Source organism: Neorhizobium sp. BETTINA12A (assembly GCF_023006485.1).
Lineage (GTDB): Bacteria > Pseudomonadota > Alphaproteobacteria > Rhizobiales > Rhizobiaceae > Neorhizobium.
Genome location: NZ_JALBGW010000296.1, coordinates 1 through 2,508, shown reverse-complemented (window position 1 = coordinate 2,508; position 2,508 = coordinate 1). Strand labels below are relative to the sequence as shown.

Annotated in this window: 3 protein-coding genes, 1 tRNA gene and 2 pseudogenes; all 6 read left to right on the top strand. The window is 58.9% G+C overall.

All coding sequences use genetic code 11. The features are described 5' to 3' along the window. Positions 1-111, top strand: a pseudogene (locus MOV61_RS29495) (elongation factor Tu); the annotation flags it as partial. A 552-nt stretch (positions 112-663) separates the two neighbouring features. Continuing rightward, positions 664-739: transfer RNA gene (locus MOV61_RS29490), tRNA-Trp, on the top strand. Between the two features lie 197 nt (positions 740-936). Continuing rightward, on the top strand, positions 937-1,137 hold the full coding sequence (gene secE, locus MOV61_RS29485; protein WP_038542111.1) for a preprotein translocase subunit SecE: 201 nt from the start codon (positions 937-939) through the stop codon (positions 1,135-1,137). A gap of 15 nt (positions 1,138-1,152) precedes the next feature. Continuing rightward, the gene (nusG, locus tag MOV61_RS29480) at positions 1,153-1,683 is read left to right on the top strand and encodes a transcription termination/antitermination protein NusG (RefSeq protein WP_007770615.1); all 531 of its coding nucleotides are present in this window, start codon (positions 1,153-1,155) and stop codon (positions 1,681-1,683) included. A 198-nt stretch (positions 1,684-1,881) separates the two neighbouring features. Continuing rightward, positions 1,882-2,313 (top strand): 50S ribosomal protein L11, encoded by a 432-nt coding sequence (gene rplK / locus MOV61_RS29475; RefSeq protein WP_037088457.1) that lies wholly within the window; start codon positions 1,882-1,884, stop codon positions 2,311-2,313. 1 nt (position 2,314) lies between these two features. Further along, a pseudogene (locus MOV61_RS29470) lies at positions 2,315-2,508 on the top strand (50S ribosomal protein L1); the annotation flags it as partial.

The following is a 2,508-nucleotide window of genomic DNA, read 5'->3' as shown; positions in this document are numbered from 1 at the left end:
GTTAAGGTGACGCTGATCAACCCGATCGCGATGGAAGAAAAGCTGCGCTTCGCAATCCGCGAAGGCGGCCGCACCGTCGGCGCCGGCATCGTCGCCTCGATCGTCGAGTAATCGATAGCGACATTGGAATAGATAAGGCCCTGCCGGCGACGGCGGGGCCTTTTGCATTCGGCCCTGACCCTCTGGCAATTGGGAGGTTCACCCGGAGTCAGCATGTCGAAAACAGGTCGTTCTCGTAACGGAAACGGCGTTCCGGCGCCCGACATATCACAGCCTGCCGAGCTCATGGGATGGCGGCCCGCCGGCCACGGACACGCAACCTGCGGCGCCACGGTGCCCAGGGGCTGGTGCGCTGCCGCCGTCGTGCTCTGTGGCCACTGTCAATCGTACGCACCCTTGAAGAGACATATTTTCTGGGGCGCATACGGACGGAGTGGGGGGCGAGATCATCAGGCGCAGCAAGTCTCCGCTCGGTGACTGGCTGCGGAAGAGGTGCTTTCGGTGGCCCGGATGGCGGAGACATCCGAGGTTGGGCCGAAAGCTCAGGTGAACGGTTCGGATATTCAAAAATGCGCTTGCAAAGCGCAGCGCATCCCCTTAAAGGGAGCGCCTAGCCAGTTGGCGGCGAGCCGGAGTTTCCGGTTTACTTTCCGCCAAGGTTGAAGGGGTGTAGCTCAGTTGGTAGAGCGGCGGTCTCCAAAACCGCAGGTCGTCGGTTCAAGCCCGGCCGCCCCTGCCATTTCCAGATGATTGGCGCGAGATTATCCGCAGCGGAATTGTCGGGAAATGGCCGTCGTGCAAAACGGCGAAATTTCATCGAACACTGTTTTCCCTCTTGTGTAAAGAGGAAGGGGTGTTTATGTAGATCAAAACAGACACGCGGTGCGTGGGGCTGAGAGAGTTCAGCTTTACGCGCCGTAATTGCGTGGGCAATCTATGGCATCCAAAACCAATCCCGTTACGTTTCTGCGCCAAGTACGCTCCGAGACGACGAAAATCCATTGGCCGTCTCGTCGTGAGACCATGATTTCCACGGCCATGGTTCTGGTTATGGTTGTGTTCGCTGCGCTGTTTTTCTTCGCTGCAGACCAGCTTATGGGATGGTTGCTCCGTCTCGTACTGAACGTCAGCGTTTGATCCTGGAGAATAAAGATGGCGGCGCGTTGGTACATCGTCCACGCATATTCTAATTTTGAGAAGAAGGTGGCCGAGGACATCGAGAACAAGGCTCGCCAGAAGGGGCTTGAGCACCTGTTCGAAAAGATCCTCGTGCCGACCGAAAAGGTCGTCGAGGTGCGCCGCGGCCGTAAGGTTGATTCCGAGCGCAAGTTCTTTCCGGGTTACGTCATGGTTCGGGCCAACCTGACCGATGAAGCCTATCACCTGATCAAGAACACGCCGAAGGTTACCGGCTTCCTTGGTTCCGACAACAAGCCGGTGCCGATCCCGGACTTCGAAGCCGAGCGCATCCTCGGCCAGGTCCAGGAAGGTGTCGAGCGGCCGAAGTCCTCGATCACCTTCGAGATCGGCGAGCAGGTCCGCGTTTCCGACGGTCCTTTCGCGTCCTTCAACGGCACCGTACAGGATGTCGACGAAGAACGTTCGCGCCTCAAGGTCGAGGTCTCGATCTTCGGCCGTGCGACCCCGGTCGAGCTGGAATACGCCCAGGTCGAAAAGGTCTGATGAATTTCGAAATGGGGCCTGCTGTTTGCGCAGCGGGCCTCGTGCGGCGTTTGCCGCAAACGCGTGGGAGGAGCGGTGCCTTAGCCGGGCATTTTGTCCGAACCACGCAACCGCAGCCGCCGGTGAAAGCCGGCATGTCGGACCGGGAAACCGGTCTCTAATGAGCCGGGTAACCGGTCTCTCGAAAGGCAGAGAGTTATGGCTAAGAAAGTTATGGGCCACCTCAAGCTGCAGGTAAAGGCAGGGTCGGCCAATCCGTCCCCGCCGATCGGTCCTGCACTTGGTCAGCGCGGCATCAACATCATGGAATTCTGCAAGGCGTTCAACGCCGCCACGCAGGAAATGGAAAAGGGCATGCCGATCCCGGTCGTCATCACCTATTTCCAGGACAAGTCCTTCACCTTCGCGATGAAGCAGCCTCCGGTCAGCTATTGGCTGAAGAAGGAAGCGAAGATCACCTCGGGTTCGAAGACCCCGGGCAAGGGCGCCAAGGCTGGCACCCTGACCAAGGCTCAGATCCAGACCATCGCCCAGGCGAAGATGAAGGATCTGAACGCGGCCGATCTCGAAGGCGCAATGGCCATGATCGAGGGCTCTGCCCGCGCCATGGGCCTGGAAGTGGTGGCTTAACATGGTAAAGCTTGCAAAGCGTATTCAGAAGATCCGCGAAGGCGTCGATCCGACCAAGCTGGTCGCCCTGACGGAAGCCATTTCGATGGTCAAGGTTCGCGCCACGGCGAAGTTCGACGAAACCGTCGAAATCTCCATGAATCTCGGCGTCGATCCGCGTCACGCAGACCAGATGGTCCGCGGCGTGGTCAACCT

Excerpts from the sequence above, each read along its gene's own strand:
- secE (WP_038542111.1), top strand. The coding sequence starts at position 937 with ATGGCATCCAAAACCAATCCCGTTACGTTTCTGCGCCAAGTACGCTCC.
- nusG (WP_007770615.1), top strand. The coding sequence starts at position 1,153 with ATGGCGGCGCGTTGGTACATCGTCCACGCATATTCTAATTTTGAGAAG.
- rplK (WP_037088457.1), top strand. The coding sequence starts at position 1,882 with ATGGCTAAGAAAGTTATGGGCCACCTCAAGCTGCAGGTAAAGGCAGGG.